The 14,348-nt window shown below is 38.2% G+C and carries 19 protein-coding genes; 2 read left to right on the top strand and 17 right to left on the bottom strand.

Annotated elements, in window-relative coordinates; all coding sequences use genetic code 11:
• Nucleotides 1-89 precede the first annotated feature (89 nt).
• From ACSBPO_RS11785 to ACSBPO_RS11765, 5 genes are all read right to left on the bottom strand, one after another.
• Nucleotides 90-524 (bottom strand): NUDIX domain-containing protein, encoded by a 435-nt coding sequence (locus ACSBPO_RS11785; protein WP_442600239.1) that lies wholly within the window; start codon nt 522-524, stop codon nt 90-92.
• Between the two features lie 292 nt (nt 525-816).
• The gene (locus tag ACSBPO_RS11780) at nt 817-1,323 is read right to left on the bottom strand and encodes a DinB family protein (protein ID WP_442600238.1); all 507 of its coding nucleotides are present in this window, start codon (nt 1,321-1,323) and stop codon (nt 817-819) included.
• Between the two features lie 305 nt (nt 1,324-1,628).
• Entirely contained in the window at nt 1,629-1,964 is a 336-nt protein-coding gene (locus tag ACSBPO_RS11775; protein ID WP_442600237.1) for a zinc ribbon domain-containing protein YjdM, read from the bottom strand.
• Between the two features lie 127 nt (nt 1,965-2,091).
• A complete protein-coding gene (locus ACSBPO_RS11770) occupies nt 2,092-2,418 on the bottom strand; it encodes a YnfA family protein (protein ID WP_442600354.1) in 327 nt (108 codons plus the stop codon).
• 98 nt (nt 2,419-2,516) lie between these two features.
• Nucleotides 2,517-3,101, bottom strand: coding sequence for a DUF1541 domain-containing protein (locus ACSBPO_RS11765; protein ID WP_442600236.1), 585 nt, complete (start codon nt 3,099-3,101; stop codon nt 2,517-2,519).
• Between the two features lie 172 nt (nt 3,102-3,273).
• Between ACSBPO_RS11765 and ACSBPO_RS11760 the strand changes: the two genes are divergently transcribed.
• Nucleotides 3,274-3,771, top strand: a complete 498-nt coding sequence (locus ACSBPO_RS11760) for a GNAT family N-acetyltransferase (protein ID WP_442600235.1) — start codon at nt 3,274-3,276, stop codon at nt 3,769-3,771.
• A 121-nt stretch (nt 3,772-3,892) separates the two neighbouring features.
• On the opposite strand, the gene ACSBPO_RS11755 is transcribed toward ACSBPO_RS11760, so the two are convergent.
• From ACSBPO_RS11755 to ACSBPO_RS11745, 3 genes are all read right to left on the bottom strand, one after another.
• The gene (locus ACSBPO_RS11755) at nt 3,893-4,246 is read right to left on the bottom strand and encodes a VOC family protein (protein ID WP_442600234.1); all 354 of its coding nucleotides are present in this window, start codon (nt 4,244-4,246) and stop codon (nt 3,893-3,895) included.
• A 170-nt stretch (nt 4,247-4,416) separates the two neighbouring features.
• Nucleotides 4,417-4,881 carry a GNAT family N-acetyltransferase gene (locus ACSBPO_RS11750; RefSeq protein ID WP_442600233.1) on the bottom strand — a complete coding sequence of 155 codons (465 nt, stop codon included), beginning with the start codon at nt 4,879-4,881 and terminating at the stop codon, nt 4,417-4,419.
• A 137-nt stretch (nt 4,882-5,018) separates the two neighbouring features.
• A complete protein-coding gene (locus ACSBPO_RS11745) occupies nt 5,019-5,192 on the bottom strand; it encodes a hypothetical protein (RefSeq protein WP_442600232.1) in 174 nt (57 codons plus the stop codon).
• A gap of 150 nt (nt 5,193-5,342) precedes the next feature.
• Here ACSBPO_RS11745 and ACSBPO_RS11740 point away from each other — a divergent pair, with 150 nt between their 5' ends.
• Entirely contained in the window at nt 5,343-5,522 is a 180-nt protein-coding gene (locus ACSBPO_RS11740) for an H-type small acid-soluble spore protein (protein ID WP_442600231.1), read from the top strand.
• 40 nt (nt 5,523-5,562) lie between these two features.
• Here the strand turns inward: ACSBPO_RS11740 and ACSBPO_RS11735 are convergent, their stop codons facing one another.
• From ACSBPO_RS11735 to ACSBPO_RS11695, 9 genes are all read right to left on the bottom strand, one after another.
• Nucleotides 5,563-6,345 (bottom strand): NAD-dependent protein deacylase, encoded by a 783-nt coding sequence (locus ACSBPO_RS11735; protein ID WP_442600230.1) that lies wholly within the window; start codon nt 6,343-6,345, stop codon nt 5,563-5,565.
• Nucleotides 6,346-6,366: 21 nt separating this feature from the next.
• Nucleotides 6,367-6,540 carry a hypothetical protein gene (locus tag ACSBPO_RS11730; protein ID WP_442600229.1) on the bottom strand — a complete coding sequence of 58 codons (174 nt, stop codon included), beginning with the start codon at nt 6,538-6,540 and terminating at the stop codon, nt 6,367-6,369.
• 210 nt (nt 6,541-6,750) lie between these two features.
• The gene (gene narI / locus ACSBPO_RS11725; RefSeq protein ID WP_442600228.1) at nt 6,751-7,446 is read right to left on the bottom strand and encodes a respiratory nitrate reductase subunit gamma; all 696 of its coding nucleotides are present in this window, start codon (nt 7,444-7,446) and stop codon (nt 6,751-6,753) included.
• 17 nt (nt 7,447-7,463) lie between these two features.
• Complete coding sequence (gene narJ, locus ACSBPO_RS11720; protein ID WP_442600227.1) at nt 7,464-8,066, bottom strand: nitrate reductase molybdenum cofactor assembly chaperone; 603 nt, start codon at nt 8,064-8,066, stop codon at nt 7,464-7,466.
• Nucleotides 8,063-9,565 (bottom strand): nitrate reductase subunit beta, encoded by a 1,503-nt coding sequence (gene narH / locus ACSBPO_RS11715; protein WP_442600226.1) that lies wholly within the window; start codon nt 9,563-9,565, stop codon nt 8,063-8,065. Before narH ends, narJ begins: the two co-directional genes overlap by 4 nt.
• Complete coding sequence (locus ACSBPO_RS11710) at nt 9,555-13,226, bottom strand: nitrate reductase subunit alpha (protein ID WP_442600225.1); 3,672 nt, start codon at nt 13,224-13,226, stop codon at nt 9,555-9,557. Before ACSBPO_RS11710 ends, narH begins: the two co-directional genes overlap by 11 nt.
• Nucleotides 13,213-13,500, bottom strand: a complete 288-nt coding sequence (locus ACSBPO_RS11705) for a hypothetical protein (RefSeq protein ID WP_442600224.1) — start codon at nt 13,498-13,500, stop codon at nt 13,213-13,215. Before ACSBPO_RS11705 ends, ACSBPO_RS11710 begins: the two co-directional genes overlap by 14 nt.
• Nucleotides 13,501-13,516: 16 nt before the next feature.
• The gene (locus ACSBPO_RS11700; protein ID WP_442600223.1) at nt 13,517-13,828 is read right to left on the bottom strand and encodes a hypothetical protein; all 312 of its coding nucleotides are present in this window, start codon (nt 13,826-13,828) and stop codon (nt 13,517-13,519) included.
• A complete protein-coding gene (locus ACSBPO_RS11695; protein WP_442600222.1) occupies nt 13,818-14,285 on the bottom strand; it encodes a hypothetical protein in 468 nt (155 codons plus the stop codon). Before ACSBPO_RS11695 ends, ACSBPO_RS11700 begins: the two co-directional genes overlap by 11 nt.
• Nucleotides 14,286-14,348 lie beyond the last annotated feature (63 nt).

Here is a 14,348-nt window from a genome sequence, read left to right as displayed (position 1 = left end):
TATCTAATTAAATTTTAAACTGTAAGTGGAAGCTAGGAAAAAACGCAATTCACCTTATGAATTGCGCCTAAAGCCCTTCCTTATTTATGCTAACAACGATAAACCTTCTTCCGAACCTTTTCTGCCTCTTTAATATTTTCCTTTAAATACTCTGGAATATCTAGATGATTTACTATTTCTGAAGTGGACAACCAAACCACCTCATCGACCTCTTCAGGACTTTTAACAAAGGCCTCTCCCGCTTTTAGTTCACATTGAAAAACGATGTCCACTACATGTAAACCTGTTTCCGTAACAAAAGAGGAGCTATTTACATAGTTCAGATTCTGTATTTCTACCCCTACCTCTTCAAAGACTTCCCGCTGCAGAGTTCTTTCTAATATTTCAGTGGAGTTCCCTTCTGTATCCACCTTCCCTCCAACTAAGGAAAGGCTCCCTCCTGCATGTTCCTCTTTTTTACTTCTTAGAACTAATAACCATTTTTCATGATCGTAAATGGCCGCTTCTACATTAACAATAAACACATGATTACCTCCTAGTTAATGGTTAGTTAATTCCTTTACTTTTTCCAACCATTCTGTTAAAAACTCTTTTCAACATTCGTGTATCAATTTCAGTTGGGATACATACGTCTATTGTGAAAAAAATATTTTGGGGGTGGATTAATATAATCTATCTATATGAAACTCATATTACCATTAAGTGGTGAAAAAGGAAGGATTACCCACTCTATTAATCCATCTTTTAAAAATACCTTCAAAAAAAAGTGCCAGGTACCTTTTAATGGTTTCCTGACACTCTCTTTTTTTAGTGCAATTATGGATGAATGACTGCTTTCGTTTCTTTAATTTGCTCAATGTGTCGTTGCTCGTGTAAATAAATTAATTCAACCCATTGATGTAAACGAAGTTCTCCGAAGACTGGGTGTTTTGCTGACTTCTCTTCTAAACTGGATGGGTCTTTTATATTACTCAGGACATCTATTATTCTCTTTCTAGAATCATTTAATAAAGTAATGATTGGCTCAACCTCCATTAATTCCCTACTTGGATACACGATTTCAGGAGCGGGTAACTTTGTTGTTCGATCCAAGGCTAGGCTTACATTCTTAGAATTGGTAGGTTGACTGTTTTGTTTATTTAAACCATATACAATGGCATCGGCAAATACTTTTTCAGTTAAATATAAGTGATGACATATTTGGGCGATACTCCAGGTATGTGGATTGGGTTTATTGTTGAACTCATCAAATGGAAGTAAAACGATTTCGTTTATTAGATTAGTTCTTGTATGTGATAGTTGATCCGAAAATATATAATTCATGATATTTCCCCCTCTTGTACGAATGTTGTTTAATAAAGTCCCTATCATTTTCATATTCACAAACATACTAAATATTCCAAGGGATCATTTTATTAAATCACAAATACATAGGAACTTATTTAAAAACCTTATTAATCTCAACTCGATCATAATCTAATATCCAATCATTATATTCTTGATATTAAGGCAGAATAGTTTCTTTTTCTTTTGCAATAACATCACAACCACTATGACTAAAATGTTTACATTAAAAAAGAAAGCTGCCCAGGGGTAGCTTTCTGTAAGAGTATTTGGGATAAAATTGATTAAACCTTCTTTACGTATTCAGATTTTAATGACATAGCCCCAAACCCATCGATTTTACAATCGATATTGTGGTCCCCATCTACTAAACGAATACTTTTAACTTTGGTACCTACTTTTAAAACGGATGAACTTCCTTTTACTTTTAGGTCTTTGATAACTGTTACAGTATCACCATCGTTTAAGATATTACCGTTTGCATCTTTCACAACGTTCTGTTCCTCGTTATTTTCAGTTTCTATTTCTGTACTCCACTCATGTGCACATTCGGGGCATACGTAGAGATTACCATCTTCATAAGTATATTCGGAATGACATTTTGGGCAATTTGGCAACATAAATTTCTTCCTCCAAGATTGTATATGCCTTTATAGTGTCATACTATTATTACAATGACAAGGCTTCCATCAAAATCTTTTTTAATCGCTACAAAGATCTATGTCTAAAGATTGGCAGTATATATGATTAATTTCTTGGTGCAAACAGAATGACAGAAGCACCAATCAAGCATATAAACGCGCCAAGCCAGTCATAAAAATCCGGTGTCTTTTTATCGATTCCCCACCCCCATAATATGGATAGTACGATAAATACACCACCGTATGCTGCATATACCCTTCCGAATGATGGGAACGTTTGTAGCGTGGCAATAACCCCGTACAAAGCTAAAATAAAGCCCCCTATGACTCCCATATAAAGTGGTTGTCCTTCGCGTAACCATAACCAAATTAAATAGCCTCCTCCAATTTCAGCTAAACCTGCTACTATAAATAATACTATCGAGTATGTGATGTAAACCACTTCCTAAAAAATTTCACTATGGTTAGTATAATCTTAATTATTTTTAACAAACAACAAATAAAAAGCTGCCATGTGCGGCAGCTTAAAATTTATTTATCCGAAAGTTCACTTTCTGTCACCCATTTATGATTGGTTACTTTTTCCCCGCCATTTGTGGGTATATAATCAACCATGTAAACAGTCGTCTTTTCAGCCGATTCAACGACAGCAATGGCCCCCTTCATACCCTCCATATGGTCAGCTTCTACGGTTACTTCTTCTCCAGACTTATAAGGTGCGTTACGAGGATCCCTTATTTCTTCATGGATCACCCATTTATGATTGGTTACTCTTTCTCCGCCAATAATTGGGTCATAAGAGATGACATAAGCTATCGTATCATAGGCACCAACAATGGTAGCTTCTGCTCCCTTCATTCCTTCCATGTGATCGGCATTTATGATAGCTGTGTCTCCTACTTTGTACTTTGGATTTTGAGCTACTTTCAGACCCTCTGGAACATCAGCGGAACCTGTATGGTTCATTCCTTCATGTCCTCCATGACTGGAATTTTCTTGAGTGCTTTTTTCTATATTATCCATACTTTCCTGATTATTCTTTTGATCAGAATTGGAACATGCTACTAACAATAGTGAAGCAAAGATCGAAATCAGAAAAAATTTTAAACTTTTCATTTTATTCTCCTCCAGATAATCTGATTGCACAATAGTACAGAATAAATTTGGAGAATTTATGCAGTACGTTTGCTTATAATTGAATTTGGTGCTTTTGTCATAAACATAACTGGATTAGTCCATTATTGTTTTTTATAATTAAATTAATAGACAATATTTAGAGGAGATATACATGATAATCAGAAGAGTAAACGTTTCAGACGCTGAAAACTTTCTTGAACTAAACAAAACGTTAGATCAAGAATCCACGTTTATGATGCTCGAACCGTGGGAAAGAAAAACAACTATTCTAGAGCAAACAGAGTACATAAAACAAATCCTAGAAGAAGATTTGTCTTTAATACTTATTTGCGAAATAGATGGGGAAATTGTGGGTTATATAAGTGCTAATAAAGAAAATTTTAATAGAATGCGTCATAGTGTTTATATCGTGATCGGAATTCGGAAGGATTACACCGGTTTAGGTATTGGTACGAAGCTTTTTAATGAGATGGAAAACTGGGCAAGAATAAAAAATATCCATCGTCTTGAGCTTACCGTAATGTGTCATAATGAGGCTGGTATTGCTCTATACAAGAAAATGGGCTTTGAGATTGAAGGTATTAAAAAACATTCGTTAGTCGTTGATAATCAGTTTGTTGATGAGTTATATATGGCGAAATTAATTTAAAATCAGATAAACGAAAAAGAGATCGTTTTTAATGATAACGGTCTCTTTGGCATTAATAGGATGAAATGATTAACTTGTAGATTACAAACTCGCAAAATTCAGTTTGACCACCTAGGAAAAATTAACACTTACAAATCATTAATTGATTACCGTCTGGGTCTTTAATCGTAAAATAATGATCATGTTGTATTTCTGAGGTGATTGGAACTCCCTTCTTTAATAGAAAGGAATAGGCCTCTTCAATATTTTCGGAATTGAAATGAAATAAAGGGGTTTTTATTGTGTTTTCTTCTGAATAAATTTTGCTGTCTAAGACAATTCCTATTCCCTTCATTGGTAAAATATATAGATGACCAAACAGAATTTCCCCATCTGCTTCTAATGCTAAAATGTCACAATACCAATTTCTTGCCTTTTCTATGTCACTTACGGGGATAAAAACGGTCCCAATTTGGTTTAGGATAGGGCTTGTCATGAAAAACCTCCAGAAATTTTTTTGCTAACCCTTATGTATTCTTCATTTTAGCTGACTATCCTGCCTGTTTTAAAAAATAGGAATTATATAAAATATTAGTTCTTTACGATAATTCTTAAGGAAAAATGAAAACAGGTGATAATGTAAATATTCATGAATGACGCTCCCCTTTATTTAGATGTTAAGCTCTTTTTTAACCAAGTCCATTTATTCTCAAATACTTCATTTAAATATGGGTCAATGATAAAATCACATTTTAAATAGCATTGAAGAGCTGATTGATTATTTGGATTCACTCGCATATAAATTACTGGAAATGGAAAAAGCTTTGCTTTTTCCTCTAATTGACTAATAAGAATTTTTCCAAGACCTTTATTTCTCATAGAAGGATGTATAATTAAGTGGGCAAATTCAAGGTCTCCTTCGCTTTCATCCACCCATATTTCTCCATATCCAACAACCTGGTTATGTTCATTTATTAAGCTAAAGCAGTGTTGGTCATCCGCTCCTAGCCACTTCAAATAATCTTCTGTCAGAAATTCTTCTTTATTTGTAACAAGAAAGCATTCTTCCTTATTCTGTAACCAATGTTCTAAAATAGCGGCATCTTTTTCTGTCGCCTCTCTTATGTACATCAAGTCTCATCTCCCCCAAAATGACATAAATCTCCCAATAAAAAAAGACGATTAATCATATGGAAAAGTTTCATACCCTTCTTATGTCGAATCATGTAAAACCCCCATTTCCAAATTGGAATGGGGGTTTTACATGATTAAAGTCCTCCGCAAGAAGAAGGATGGTCAGTATTATTATTTTCCCCAGTTGGGTTAGTAACGGATTCTAGTCCATAACCGGTTGAACTAATTTCTAATCCTTCAGATTCATTCATTTGGGCATAGGTTCTTGAAGTTACGTCATCAGGCTGGTTTGTATTTTCCTTTTTCATGATTACCTCCGAATGTTTGTCTCTCCTATTATTGTTTCTTGATACATCCAGTGACATACGGGAAACCTACAAAATATTGCTTTTTTACAACAGCCCTAGGAAACATAAACTATTTTTTTCTAGGTGATAATAGTATAGAGGTGATTGAAAATGAATTTAAATCGAGTGAAAGAAATTTTGAATTCTGAAGATGAAATTAATGTTCATTATCATGGAGTACCTGTATGGATAGAAAGCATAGATGCTACATCAAGTATGGCTAAGGTCTCAGCAAGAGGAAATCATGATCACAGTAGACTGGTTGCTATTGATGTACTGGATGAAGGATAATCAATAAAAATCGTGAAGTAAAACAGCCCATGTAGATAAACTACATGGGTCCTTTATGTAATTCCTGATCCAACTTGTTAAGGGTTTCTCCAATCGATTCTTGTATCACATAGGAATCTCTTTGGAAATCGTACGGTGTTTTCCCTTTGTTAATGATAATAAGTGGAACACCCTCTCGTCTAAATCTAGGAAATATAGAGAATGGTGTCACTTGGAGACTAGTTCCTAAAACGAATACAACATCCGCATGATGTAGAATCTGAGTAATCGTTTGAAACCCTTCATCTGTAAACCAATCGCCTGTGTCCCCAAACAACACAACATTCGGTTTTATGTACCGAGTTCTTTTTTGTTTCGTTTCGCAGGCAGTACAGACGTAAAATTCCTCGGTTTCATTCATTAGCTCCACTAATTCATCGGTTGAATATTGTTTTCCGCAGTTGGTACAAGACAATGTCTTCATCGTTCCATGAAATTCAATGACCTGCTGACTCCCTGCCTTTTGATGAAGTCCATCAATGTTTTGCGTGATCACGTTTTTTACTTTCCCTTCTTTTTCCCATTTCGCAATGATCTCGTGACCTATGTTTGGCAATGCTTTTGGATGGTACAGATTCTCAATAGCAAATTCGTAAAATTTCCGAGGATGTTTATAGAAATAGTCCAGTGAAAGGATATATTCCGGAGCCAATTGATAAAGGCCGGTTCTCGAGCGGAAGTCCTTTATTCCAGACTCCGTACTGATCCCTGCCCCTGTTAATACCACAATGTTCTGAGCTTCTTTTAGTAAATGGCTACATGTATGTATCATCTTTGAATCCATCATTGACTCTCCTATTCTGTTCTATTCAACTTCATTCTTAAGATCCCTTAAACCTAACCTGCCGTTTTCATAGGAAATATGTAAACGAGGCAATTTGGATGCAACATCATCTTTATAGTAGATCGTTAATCCGTTCACTTCTTTATGGAAATCCCCTGTTTTTAACTCATCCAGAGTTAATTTAAATTTGGACAATCCTCAGTTGCTTTTTTCATTATAGCCAATACGAACACCTGTTTTGTTTCTTTTTTTCATAAATTGTTTCAAAAATTGGCTAGCTTCGTTCGAGATAAACAGAAGATTCCCCTCCATTTTTTAAGAAATTTATTAATAGTTTATCACAAAGATCCAAGGATTCAGATGCATTGAAAAAAACCTCCTTATTCAAAGGAGGTTCTTTAGTGGTTAATGACTATCCTTTTTATATTCATCTCGTGCCCGATATTGCTGCGGCGCCCGTGAAGGATATCGAACTGGAAAACTGAACATATGAACAAGTTTAGTAAATGGTATCGCTGCAAATAAAATAAACGAAACGATGATATGGACTTTAAATAAAGTTGGTACACCAAGCATCAAATCTGCTTTCGGATTAAAGGTAAATAAACTTCTGAACCATGGTCCAATCGATAGCCTATATTCATACTCACCTACAGTTGTATTGTAGATTAAAGTCATATAGGTTCCTAATCCAGCTGCGAGCAGCAGCCATAGAATTGTAAAATATCCACCAAACGTCGTATGTGCTCCCACACTAGGGAAAACAAATTTCCGAAGAAGGATCACAACTAAACCAAAAACGACCATCAAACCTGCGACCCCACCGCCGGCAATAGCAAAAAGGTGATACATATCATCTGTGACACCAATGGCATTATAGAACTCTAACGGGATTAATACTCCCATGACATGACCTAGAAAAGCAAAGATAATCCCATAGTGAAAAATAACGGAACCGACTCTCAACCATTTTTTTTCAAAAATTTCCGTGGAAGGAGCTGTCCAGCTTTTTCCTCGATAGATAAAGCGATAAAATGTTGCAACGATTAAAATGGTCCCACATATATAAGGAAAAACGGTCCACCAAAAAATGACTTCCATAACTGTGCCACCTCCCTTTATCGATACATTAATGGATATGGTAATTCGTCTAAATCTGCTTCCTCACGTTCCTTTTCAAGCAACGTAATATCTTCGGAAGATGGAATTTCGAATACAAACATCATTAAAAGCTCCATCACTCTGTAATAAGGGTGACTAGCAGGGAGATGATTCATAACACGATGAATCGCAAAGGCTAACCTTTTCGATAGGCGATTTACTGCTTCTCCTTCCGGGGCAACGGCTAGAAATTCCAACAGCATTGGAATATAGTCTGCTAATTCTTTCCCTTCGTACTCAAATCCGCTTTCGTAAATCAATTTCTGCAATTTGATTAATGCATCGCCCCGTTTTCGGCTATCTCCAAGCTCATGAGAAGTTAGATAAAGGCTGGTTTTATCCTTATAATCAAACGTTTCCACATAGAGTTTTTGGAGGTCTACTAAAGATAGCTGATAAAGTGATCTTAGGCGACTCATGATTTCCTTTTGAGTTTTCTTTGATGGAAGATTTTCTTTTATGAATTCTTCAATCATTGTACGCTCTTGCTCAAAATCATGATCAGGATATACCATTATTTTCGATAGGGTTAACAAAATCACTTTTTCCTCATTTGTCATGCATTTTCACTTCTCTCAAATGGATATGTGGTCATTCCTTCTGGCGGAGCCAAATATTCAATACTGCAAGCGCCTTGTCTGTAGTGAAGATCTTCTCTCATTTCCCTACGAGCCGTTGGTATGACGAATCGTTCGTTGTACTTCGCAACGGCAAGTAATCTTGCCATGTCCTCAATTTCTTCAGCGGTCGTATCGGCTTCTTGAAGAAGGGTTCTCACTTTAGTCTCATCCATTCCGCCAACGTTTTTCTGGCGCATGTATACACGCATTGCTGACATTTTTAATAAAACCTTTCGAATAACGCTCGTATCATCTGCTGATAAGATCGAAGCTAAATACTCCATAGGAATTCTCATTTGGTCCACCGCTGGAATATAGCCATCTGCACTTAATTCATGTTCATTTGTAATATGATTCATGATTGGACTAAGTGGCGGAACATACCATACCATCGGTAATGTTCGATATTCAGGATGCAGAGGCAAAGCAATTTTCCACTTTATGGCCATCTTATAGACAGGTGAATCTTGGGCACTTTGAATCCAACTATAATTGATGCCTTGTTTCTGTGCCTCTTCAATGACTTCTGGGTTAAAAGGGTCTAGGAAGACAGAAAGCTGTGACTCGTATAGCTCCTTGGGATCTTTAACGGAAGCGGCTTCCTTTACTCGATCTGCATCATATAAAACTACTCCGATATAACGAATACGCCCAACGCAGGTTTCGGAACAAATGGTTGGTAGGCCAGCCTCTGTTCTTGGATAGCAAAAATTACATTTCTCCGCTTTGTGAGTATTCCAGTTATAATACACCTTATGGTAAGGACATCCATTCATACAAAAACGCCAGCCGCGACAAGCATCTTGATCAACGAGAACGATTCCGTCTTCATCTCGTTTATATAACGCACCGGAAGGACAAGATGCCACACAGGATGGATTTAAACAATGCTCACATATCCGTGGCAAATACATCATAAAGGTTTTTTCGTATTCCATGGCAATATGTTCTTGCAGCTTACGTACGTTAGGATCCAACGGAACGGTTTCACTACCGCCCGCTAAATCGTCATCCCAGTTCGGACCCCATTCTGGCTTATCCATGTATTTTCCTGTAATCATGGACCTTGGTCTTGCTACTGGAATACTTTCACCTTTTTCTCTTTTGTGTAGATGCTGAAAATCATAGGTCCATGGCTCGTAAAAATCATTCATTTCTGCCATGTTTGGATTATAAAAGATGTTTGCCAGTTTCGATACGGGTCCTCCTGCTCGTAAATGCAGTTTGCCATTACGTAACACCCAACCACCTTTATAACGGTCTGTGTTTTCCCATTCCTTAGGATATCCAGCCCCAGGGCGTGTTTCTACATTGTTAAACCATACATACTCTGTACCTGGCCGGTTGGTCCATACATTTTTACACGTAACTGAACATGTATGGCAGCCGATACATTTATCCAAATGCATGACCATCGCAACTTGTGCTTTAATCCTCAAGCCAATCGACCTCCTTTAACGGTCGGATAATTGTCATGGTGTCTCTCTGACTTCCAGTAGGACCATAATAATTGAAGCCATAGCTTAATTGAGAATAGCCGCCAATCATATGGGTATTTTTCGGGTAGATACGTGTCACACTGTTGTGAGTCCCACCGCGTACTTTATTGATGCTATTTCCAGGTACCCCCATGGTTCGGTCCTGGGCATGATACATATAAACAGCCCCTCTTGGCATTCGATAGGTTAAGACGGCTCTTGCTACCACGACTCCGTTACGATTGAACAATTCGATCCAATCATTATCCTTAATCCCAATAGAAACAGCATCCTCTTCGTTCATCCAAACAACTTGCCATCCACGGAATAGCTGTACCATATGATTGGTATCCGTAAACATCGTATGAATGCCCCATTTTTGATGAGGCGTCATAAAGCGTAATGTAATCGATTTCCCATCATTTTTGATTTCAGGATCACCTTTAATAAATGCTCCTCTCGTAATAGGAGGAATATACACAGGAAGTCCTTCACCATAATCCAACATTACTTCATGATCCAAATAGAAGCTTTGTCGACCTGTTAGGGTATGCCAAGGAATATGGTATTCCTTATTGACCGTAAATGGTGAATAACGACGATTATCATTTTCTAAGCCGCTCCAAACAGGTGTAGATATAGCAGGGCGTGGCTGGACGGTTAAGGCATCTAATGTGTAATCTTCCTCTTCACGACCTTCAGAAATATGGCTAAGCTTTTTACCTGTCTTCTCCTCCATTGACTTCCAGCCCTCAACAGCACGCTTTCCATTCGTTGCACCGGACATAAGAAGAATCGCATTAATCGCTTTTTTATCAGAATATAAATCTGGATATCCTTTGCCTATTCCTTCGTGTTTAGATGGTCCCAGTCGGTCTAATAATTCCTTGTACACCTTGTCACCTGGAATTTTAACGCCCTTTGTTCCATAACCATTTTTGATATTAGGTCCGACTGTTATCCACATGTCATATACATTTGGGTAATCTCGTTTGACAAAATTGAAGTTAGGTAATGTTTTACCTGGTATAGCTTCGACTTCACCTTTTCGCCAATCCTTCACTTTTCCAAATGGCTGGGCAATCTCATTAATCGTGTCATGAGCAAGCGGTGACATAACAAGGTCTTCTTGTGCTGGAAGGTGATCCTTGGCAAGCTCTGAAAAAGCTTTCGCAATTTCTCGGAAGGCATCCCAGTCACTTCTTGTATCCCATGGCGGGCTAATGGCTGCATTAAATGGATGGACAAAAGGATGTAAATCAGTACTGCTAATATCATATTTTTCATACCAAGTCGCAGCTGGCAAAATGATATCTGAGAATAGACCAGAGCTGGTCATTCTGAAATCCATGGCAATAAACAAATCAGTTTTTCCTTCAGGCGGCTTTTCTGTCACATTGACATTCTCTGGCTGCCAGGAATTTTCACTATCTGTTAAAACAGAATCACTAGAACCGATGAGATGTTTAACAAAATACTCATGGCCTTTCCCGCTATCTCCTAATAAATTCGAACGCCAATTAAAGAATACGCGCGGGAAGTTCCGTGGATCATTTGGATTTTCAATGGCAAAATCTAATTTGCCTTCCGTAAGCTGCTTAGCAATATCAGCTGTAACAGCTTGATCATCACTGTTGCGTTCACGAGCCTCTCTCATCACGTCTAAAGAATTTTGCGAAAGCTGTGGGAAACTTGGTAGCCAGCCTAGGCGTGCAGAAAGTGCATTAAAATCTGCGGGATGCATATTCGAATACCTACTGCCCCACTCTGTTTGTTCTTCGTTTTTGTCATATTCATACCGGAATTGTTCAGTTGCAAAATAGAAGAAGGACGTTCCGTTCATAAATCTTGGTGACTTCACCCAGTCATTGGCAAAGGCAATTTGTGAAAAACCTTCTAATGGACGAACCTTTTCTTGGCCTACATAATGTGCCCATCCACCACCGTTAACCCCTTGAGTGCCTGTTAATAAAACAAGGTTCAAAATCGAACGATAAATTTGATCACTATGAAACCAATGGTTCGTTCCTCCACCCATGGCGATCATGGATTTTCCTTTTGTCAGAGCGGCATTTTCAGCAAATTCACGGGCAACTTGAATGACATGTTCCTTTTTCACTCCCGTAATACTTTCCTGCCAAGCGGGTGTATAAGGCCTATCGACATCATTGTAGTCAGCGGGATAATCTCCTGGTAAACCTCTTCCTACCCCTGTATGAGCAAGCATGAGATCATAAACAGTTGTAACAATTAATTCATTCCCGGAAATATCCTTCATTTTCTTAAAAGGAACGCCACGTTTAATGGTACCTCCGTCCTTTTCGCCAAAATAAGGAAATTCGACAAGTGCTACACCGTCGGAATCGTTCATAAAGCTCATCTTTGGGTTTATATTGTCTAAATCTAGATTCCACTTATTCCCTTGATCCCATCTGAATCCTTCACTACCATTCGGAAAAGCAGGCTGATTTGTCGTTTCATCCCAAACAACGGTCTTCCATTCACCAAGCTCCTGTTGGTCTGTCAGATCAGAAGCTCTTAAAAAACGGTCTGAACGGTAGGCTTCATTTTGATTCTGATGGTTCAGAGTGACTAGAAATGGTAAGTCTGTGTACTGTTTTACGTACTCTAAGAAATAAGGAGTTTCTTTATCAACATAGAATTCTTTTAAAATGACATGGGTCATGGCCATGGCAAGGGCACCGTCAGTCCCAGCTTTTGCTGGCAGCCACATATCGGCAAATTTTTCGTATTCGGCATAATCAGGGCTTACCCCAACCACCTTAGTTCCGTTGTATCTAGACTCCACCATAAAGTGGGCATCTGGTGTACGTGTTTGCGGAATGTTGGTACCCCAAATGATGAAATACTTTGTGTTGTACCAGTCTCCGCTTTCTGGAACATCTGTTTGATCACCCCAAACCTGCGGAGAAGCGGGAGGTAAATCTGCATACCAATCATAAAAGCTAAGGATTGTTCCCCCGATTAAAGATAGGAATCTAGAACCTCCCGAATAGCTAACCATCGACATGGCCGGAATCGGGCTAAATCCTAAGACACGATCGGGCCCGTACTTTTTAATCGTATAAATGGTAGCGGCTGCTATCATTTCGGTAATCTCTTTCCACGTGCCTCGGACAAAGCCGCCTTTTCCACGTGCCTTGACATATTGCTCGCGTTTTTTAGGGTTTGTGACAATATTTTCCCATGCTTCTACCGGGTTATTAGCTCTTGCTAATTCATCCTTCCATAATGCATAGAGATCCCCTCGTATATATGGATATTTCACCCTGGTAGGGCTATAGGTATACCAGGAAAAGCTTGCCCCACGTGGACAGCCCCTTGGTTCATACTCAGGAAAATCATCACCAGTGGAAGGATAATCCGTTTGCTGAGTTTCCCATGTGATGATGCCGTCTTTCACATGGATCTTCCAACTGCAGGAACCGGTACAGTTTACGCCGTGGGTAGAACGGACGGTTTTATCATGACCCCAACGATTCCGATAAATGGATTCCCAATCACGAGGACGTGGATTCTCCTCTGTCCATCCATCGTTTATTCGTTCACCTCTGACTAAGTGTTTAAGGGAATTGAAAAATTTATTTTTATTTTTCTCCATATCTAGCATCCTTTCCTTTCATCTCACTAAGCGGATTAAATTCTTCACCTAAGAGACGAAATGAACCTTCGCCATCCTGTAATTCCTTTATAAAAACACCCCAGGATGTTGCATTGGCCGCGGCCAATATCAGTCTTTGCAAGGTATTCATATCAGAGATTTGATAGATTTTTTCAACTAACTCCCCTGGAATGGTTCCAAATCTCATTTGCAGCACAGCAATGAGGTCTTCTCTGTCATCGACAAACATGGCGTCACTTTCAAAAGAAAACAATGGTATTCAACTCCTTCTACAGCTTGATCATTTTATAGTAGTCTGAAATTAACTTAGACTTACATTTTTCAGCTGTTTCTTTGAAAAATTGTGTCATTGACTCATCTGGGTTTGAAGCTTGTGCACTGCTAAAGTGAATGGAGACTTCTTCAAAAAATTGGGCAGAAAAACGAAGCATCACCTCAATTCCATCCTCCTTTTTCACAACCGTTCCATGAACGTCGTAAGAATGGATATTATGATCTGAAAATACCTCTATCATTTTTTGATAGATGGCAGGGGCAGCGAATCGTAATAATTTTTCTTCAAGTTTGGGTTTAGGAGCCATACTTTAGGTCCCTTGCATGATTATCAAGATACGAACGTTTGTCATTCGCTAGCAATTGATTCATTTCATCTTCATTATGTAATTCATCAATAATGATTAAACTTTCAATTAAGCTGATGAACCCTAGGTCAACTTTTTCCTGCGATAAAGTTTCCTTCATCATTCCAACAATACGACGCATCAAATCGTGATCACGTGTTAATTGATTTACTAATTTTTCCATATGAGGATGATCTCGGACCATATCTTTATAAAGTCCCTCTTCCTCCGCTTCCGCATGCTTTAGCGTTCGTGATTCCCAATGTTCAATCATGATGTCTGCTATCTGAAGTGCTTTGTCTTGGCTCGCATCCTCAATGGACCTTTGTAATAAATGCTTTAATTCTATCGCTTCATATAATGCAGCCTCATGGATAGAGGAATGTGCATCCTGCATTCTCAAGCTCGGACCTGACATCTTTTTCTTCCCTCCTATTTTTTCCATTCCTCATTAGCGTTACCAAAAAAACATTTCCTAAAA

This window comes from Neobacillus sp. D3-1R (genome assembly GCF_052180215.1).
Classification (GTDB): Bacteria; Bacillota; Bacilli; order Bacillales; family Cytobacillaceae; genus Pseudoneobacillus.
The sequence above is the reverse complement of the archived record's forward strand: the minus strand, read 5'-3'. Positions and strand labels throughout refer to the sequence as shown.

What these genes read in the sequence shown, in the direction of transcription:
- ACSBPO_RS11760 (WP_442600235.1), top strand. Translation starts at nt 3,274, where the DNA reads ATGATAATCAGAAGAGTAAACGTTTCAGACGCTGAAAACTTTCTTGAA.
- ACSBPO_RS11710 (WP_442600225.1), bottom strand. Translation starts at nt 13,226, where the DNA reads ATGGAGAAAAATAAAAATAAATTTTTCAATTCCCTTAAACACTTAGTC.
- ACSBPO_RS11765 (WP_442600236.1), bottom strand. Translation starts at nt 3,101, where the DNA reads ATGAAAAGTTTAAAATTTTTTCTGATTTCGATCTTTGCTTCACTATTG.
- narJ (WP_442600227.1), bottom strand. Translation starts at nt 8,066, where the DNA reads ATGACAAATGAGGAAAAAGTGATTTTGTTAACCCTATCGAAAATAATG.
- ACSBPO_RS11695 (WP_442600222.1), bottom strand. Translation starts at nt 14,285, where the DNA reads ATGTCAGGTCCGAGCTTGAGAATGCAGGATGCACATTCCTCTATCCAT.
- ACSBPO_RS11735 (WP_442600230.1), bottom strand. Translation starts at nt 6,345, where the DNA reads ATGGATTCAAAGATGATACATACATGTAGCCATTTACTAAAAGAAGCT.
- ACSBPO_RS11755 (WP_442600234.1), bottom strand. Translation starts at nt 4,246, where the DNA reads ATGACAAGCCCTATCCTAAACCAAATTGGGACCGTTTTTATCCCCGTA.
- ACSBPO_RS11775 (WP_442600237.1), bottom strand. Translation starts at nt 1,964, where the DNA reads ATGTTGCCAAATTGCCCAAAATGTCATTCCGAATATACTTATGAAGAT.
- narI (WP_442600228.1), bottom strand. Translation starts at nt 7,446, where the DNA reads ATGGAAGTCATTTTTTGGTGGACCGTTTTTCCTTATATATGTGGGACC.
- ACSBPO_RS11780 (WP_442600238.1), bottom strand. Translation starts at nt 1,323, where the DNA reads ATGAATTATATATTTTCGGATCAACTATCACATACAAGAACTAATCTA.
- ACSBPO_RS11740 (WP_442600231.1), top strand. Translation starts at nt 5,343, where the DNA reads ATGAATTTAAATCGAGTGAAAGAAATTTTGAATTCTGAAGATGAAATT.
- ACSBPO_RS11700 (WP_442600223.1), bottom strand. Translation starts at nt 13,828, where the DNA reads ATGGCTCCTAAACCCAAACTTGAAGAAAAATTATTACGATTCGCTGCC.
- ACSBPO_RS11745 (WP_442600232.1), bottom strand. Translation starts at nt 5,192, where the DNA reads ATGAAAAAGGAAAATACAAACCAGCCTGATGACGTAACTTCAAGAACC.
- ACSBPO_RS11750 (WP_442600233.1), bottom strand. Translation starts at nt 4,881, where the DNA reads ATGTACATAAGAGAGGCGACAGAAAAAGATGCCGCTATTTTAGAACAT.